Below are 4,070 nucleotides of genomic sequence, written 5' to 3'. Positions count from 1 at the left end.
CGAGTGCGCGGTGCTGGTCGTCCTGGCGCTGCTGGGCTAGGACGACACCTCAGCCCAGCAGCGCGACTGTCTTGATCTGTGCCCAAAGCGCCTTGCCTTCGGTCACGCCGAGCTGGTCGGCGGAGCGCCGCGTGATTCGAGCTAACAGCGGGGTACCTTGAGCGCTCAGACGAACCAGCACATGAGCGGGCGTATCGGCGCTGACCACTTCCTCGACCCGCACCGGTAGCAGGTTGCTGATGCTCGTGCCCTCTGCACGTTCCAGCGTCAGGCTGACATCCCGCGCATGCACACGAAAGCGCAGCCGATGCCCGACCGCTTCGCTCCGCTGCGCTACCAGCACATCACCGCCCTGAAACGTCAGGCGAGTGAGGTGATAATCCAGGTCGTGTCCCGTAATTTCCGACTCGATGACAACGCCAGCATCCTCACCGAACGCGGTCGGCAGATCCAGGCGTGCCAGGGTTTCATGAAGTGCTCCCTGCGCCACGACCTTGCCCTCATCGAGCAGGACCAGGTGGTCAGCCAGTCGCGCCACTTCGTCTGGCGCGTGGCTGACATAGAGCAGGGGGATATCCAGTTCGTCGTGTAGACGTTCGAGATACGGCAGGATTTCCTGTTTGCGCTTCACATCGAGCGCAGCCAGCGGCTCGTCCATTAACAGCAGGCGTGGGCTGGTAAGCAGGGCGCGCGCAATTCCTACCCGTTGCCTTTCGCCGCCGGAAAGCCGCTCCGGCATGCGCTCCAAGAGGTGCTCGATACCCAGCAACTCGACAGCCTGATCCCAAGCGACACGCCGGTCCCTCGCCGGGATGCGCTTCATGCCGAATTCGAGATTGGCTCTGACGGACAGATGGGCAAACAGGTTGGCGTCCTGAAACACATAGCCAATCGGGCGCTGATACGGTGGCACGAACAACTGGCGGCTCGAGTCCTGCCAGCTTTCACCGTTGACCATCAGCGTGCCCGTGTTGCTGCGTTCGAGCCCGGCGATGCAGCGCAGGCAACTGGTCTTGCCCGAGCCCGAGGGACCGAACAGCGCGGTAACACCTCGCCCCGGTAGTTCGACATCGACGTCCAGCGTGAAGCCTGGATGGCCCAGGTGCAGGCGAGCATGGATCCCGCTCGGATTGCTGGTCATCCGCGCCACCCCTGCCGAATGGGGCTCGCATAGAGCGTGAGCAGTACAAGAAAGGAAAACAGCAGCATCCCACCGGCGAGCCAGTGTGCCTGGGTATATTCCAAGGCTTCGACGTGATCGTAGATCTGCACGGACAGCACGCGGGTTCTCTCGGGAATATTGCCGCCGATCATCAGTACTACACCAAACTCGCCGACTGTATGGGCAAAGCCGAGAATGCTGGCGGTTACGAAACCTGGCCGGGCCAGCGGCAACACGACGCTGAAGAAGGTGTCCAGTGGCCCTGCACGCAAGGTCATCGCGGCTTCCAGGGGGCGTTCACCAATCGCTTCGAAGGCGTTTTGCAACGGTTGCACGACGAAGGGCATCGAGTACAGAACCGATCCGACAACCAGGCCGGCAAAGGTGAACGGTAGAACACCGATGCCGAGCGACTGGGTCAGTTGCCCAACGGGTCCATCAGGCCCCATTGCGACAAGCAGATAGAAGCCGAGCACGCTGGGTGGGAGGACGAGAGGCAACGCCACCAACGCGCCAATGGGACCTTTAAGACGTGAGCGGGTCCGCGCCAGCCACCATGCGATGGGCGTTCCGACTAGCAGCAGCAGAAGCGTGGTGATGCTGGCGAGTTTGAGCGTCAGCCAGATGGCAGAGAGGCTGGCGTCATCCAGGGAGGGCATCTCCATCACTAGCGGCCATAACCGTAGGCTTTGATCACCTCGACTGCCTTTGCGCTGCGCAGGTAATCCAGCAGCGCTTGCGCCGCCGGGTTGTCGCGACCCTTGGTTAGCAGCAGGGCATCCTGGCGAATCGGTGGATGGTAGGCGGCAGGCACCACCCAGCCTGAGCCCTGCCGTATCACCCCATCTTCGATTACCTGGGAAAGGGCGACAAAGCCGAGTTCGGCGTTGCCGCTGGTGACGAACTGATGGGTTTGCGCAATGTTTTCGCCCTGGACCAACTTGCCGCTGACCGAGTCGAACAGGCCCAGCTTTTTTAGCGTGGCCACGGCGGCGGCCCCGTAGGGTGCGGTTTTCGGGTTGGCGATGGCCAGGTGGCGAAACGTTTCGTCACTCAGCACTTCACCCTGCTTATCGACGTAGCCTTCTTTGGCCGACCACAACACCAGCGTACCGATGGCATAGGTGAAGCGGCTCCCAGCCACTCCCAGCCCTTCGTTTTCCAGCCTGGCCGGGACCTGTTCATCGGCTGCCAACAGCACCGAAAAGGGTGCGCCATTGCGAATTTGTGCGTAGAACTTTCCGGTCGAGCCAAAGGCCAGCAGCGCCTTGTGCCCAGTGTCGCGTTCGAACTGTTCGGCGATGACGCGCATCGGGGCGGTGAAGTTCGATGCCACTGCAATCTGGACTTCGTCGGCCTGGCTCGTCACGGGTGTGAGTGCGGTCAGCAGCATCATTAGCGTCATGCAGGTGCGATTCATCCGTTCCTCAATCTACCGCGATGATCACGTGGGAGGCCTTGATCAATGCCGTACAGGGCTGGCCAACAGCCAATCCCAGCGCCTCGGTGCTTTCGTTGGTTATCACCGCACCGAGCGTGCGGTTGCCGGGAAGCTGCAATTTGACCTCGCAGCTGACCGCGCCAGGTGTGATCGCGCTGACGGTTCCGCTCAGGCGGTTGCGGGCGCTGATCTTAACGTCGGGATCAGGCGACAGCAGGACGAAGCTGGCTTTGACCAGGGCCATGGCGATCTTGCCCGGCGCGAGCTGAAGCTCGTCGATGCTGTCGTTGGTCAGGGTGGCGGTCATGGTTTGTCCGTCGCCGATATCCAGGCTGGCGCTGCCGTTTACAGCGCCTTTTTCGACGTGGGTGATGCGGCCCCGAAACCGGTTGCGTGCACTGGTTTTCATCGCGATCGCCCGGAGCAGTTTGTCGAAATCCTCGAATCCGTCGATACCCTGGCCGACCTGCGCCAGGAAGCGTTCGTACTCGTGCTGCATACGCTGCCAGATGTGCAGCATCTCTCGACCGAACTCGGTCAGTTGTGTCCCGCCGCCCTTGGCACCGCCGGCGCTGCGCATCACCAGTGGCCGTTCGGAGAGATTGTTCATCGCATCCACCGCATCCCAAGCCGCCTTATAGCTAAGCTTGATAGCTTTGGCGGCTCGGCTGATGGACCCGGTCGCCTCGATCTGTTCGAGCAGCTCGATGCGTTTGCCACCGAGATAGCCCTTCTCGCCACGGTTGAACCAGAGCTGCCCGTCAATGCGCAATGGCTCGAATTGTCTCGGATCGCTCATGTTTGGGTCCGGTCAGGAGGTGGGTCATTCTGACAAGCGCTATATAGATTTGTATATAGCGTTTTCGTTTTGGTCCTGATCGTGAGCGATGGACGTCGTTGCTCCCGGCGTGACTCGGGAGTAGCGTGGCTTCAATCACGTCTGGAGCGTTGTCATGAAAATCAAATGGATTGCCGCCTCACTTGCGTTGCTTCTGATGGCTGGGCCCGCAACGGCGGAACAGTGCCCCGCGTTGCTGCAGCATGAACTTCCAAAGCTGCGATCAAAGGAAACCATCGATCTGTGCGAGCAGTTTCAAGGCAAGGCATTGGTGGTGGTCAACACCGCCAGCTTTTGCGGCTTCGCTCCGCAATTCGAGGGGCTGGAGGCGTTGTATCAGCGCTACAAAAATGATGGCTTGATGGTTCTCGGCGTGCCGTCAGATGACTTTTTTCAGGAGTCGGACGATGCGGCCGAAACGGCCGAGGTTTGCTATGTGAATTACGGCGTGACCTTTCCGATGGCGCAGACACAGCCCGTACGTGGCAGCGATGCGACACCACTTTTCCGTGAACTGGCCGAGCAGGCCGGAGGGGCGCCGCGCTGGAACTTCTACAAATACGTGGTCGATCGCAACGGCAAGGTGGTCGACTACTTTTCGAGCAAAGTCGAACCGGACGATCCAGAGC

Annotated in this window: 5 protein-coding genes; 1 reads left to right on the top strand and 4 read right to left on the bottom strand. The window is 60.7% G+C overall.

The window, feature by feature from the left end:
- Positions 1 to 49: 49 nt before the first annotated feature.
- The 4 genes from modC to PSTU_RS0116010 are packed head-to-tail and all read right to left on the bottom strand — an operon-like array spanning position 50 to position 3,402.
- Complete coding sequence (gene modC, locus PSTU_RS0116025; protein WP_019342032.1) at positions 50 to 1,141, bottom strand: molybdenum ABC transporter ATP-binding protein; 1,092 nt, start codon at positions 1,139 to 1,141, stop codon at positions 50 to 52.
- Entirely contained in the window at positions 1,138 to 1,827 is a 690-nt protein-coding gene (gene modB, locus PSTU_RS0116020) for a molybdate ABC transporter permease subunit (protein WP_029404831.1), read from the bottom strand. Before modB ends, modC begins: the two co-directional genes overlap by 4 nt.
- Before the next feature lie 2 nt (positions 1,828 to 1,829).
- Positions 1,830 to 2,582: a molybdate ABC transporter substrate-binding protein gene (modA, locus tag PSTU_RS0116015; RefSeq protein WP_019342030.1), complete on the bottom strand. Its 753-nt coding sequence runs from the start codon at positions 2,580 to 2,582 to the stop codon at positions 1,830 to 1,832.
- Positions 2,583 to 2,589: 7 nt separating this feature from the next.
- Positions 2,590 to 3,402 (bottom strand): TOBE domain-containing protein, encoded by an 813-nt coding sequence (locus PSTU_RS0116010; RefSeq protein WP_019342029.1) that lies wholly within the window; start codon positions 3,400 to 3,402, stop codon positions 2,590 to 2,592.
- Between the two features lie 154 nt (positions 3,403 to 3,556).
- On the opposite strand from PSTU_RS0116010, the gene PSTU_RS0116005 reads away from it, so the two are divergent.
- On the top strand, positions 3,557 to 4,070 hold a 514-nt coding region (locus PSTU_RS0116005; protein WP_019342028.1), incomplete at its 3' end, for a glutathione peroxidase.

Origin of the sequence: Stutzerimonas stutzeri SDM-LAC, from assembly GCF_000235745.1 — a bacterium.
Lineage (GTDB): Bacteria > Pseudomonadota > Gammaproteobacteria > Pseudomonadales > Pseudomonadaceae > Stutzerimonas > Stutzerimonas stutzeri_H.
This window is presented reverse-complemented; position numbering and strand designations above follow the sequence as displayed.